The organism is Ralstonia sp. VS2407, from assembly GCF_052950655.1.
The window spans coordinates 1-464 of the sequence record NZ_JBRFVG010000263.1; the positions used below are offsets into that span (position 1 = coordinate 1).

Genomic DNA, 464 nt, shown 5'->3' on the forward strand with positions numbered 1-464 from the left:
GCTGCGCATCGCCCGTCGCCTGCCCGGCCGCCTCAGGTTGGTTCGCTTCGCTCGTCACGCCGTCGCCTTGACTCATAAGCCTGTCCTTCATCCGCCGTCATCCGCACGCTTCGCGCCGTCCGTGGACCGTATCCGGCCGCCGTTCGAACCCGCTTCGAACCCGCTTCAAACCTACCTCGCGCCCGCATCGCCCCGCATCGTGCGCCGATACCGGTCGCCTCGGCACCGGGCCGCGCAAACGCCGCCGACGCCGGCGGCGCCTCAACCGCCATATGCGAGCACGATCAGCACCCGCGCGATCACCGCGCCCGCGCCCACCGCGAGCCCGAACACGAGGAGCGCCTGCAGCAGCCGGTTGGTTCGCCTCTGCTCGACGAGAATCTGCCGGATCAGATCGTCGCTGATCGCACGCGGCGCTTCGTGGTGCGAGATGAGCGCCTGATGAACGAGGCGCGGCAGCTGCG

The 464-nt window shown here is 70.0% G+C and carries 1 pseudogene; it reads right to left on the reverse strand.

Features of this window, described 5'->3' with window-relative positions:
* Positions 1 to 261: 261 nt before the first annotated feature.
* Positions 262 to 464: pseudogene (locus ACU8YE_RS24950) on the reverse strand (ubiquinone biosynthesis regulatory protein kinase UbiB); the annotation flags it as partial.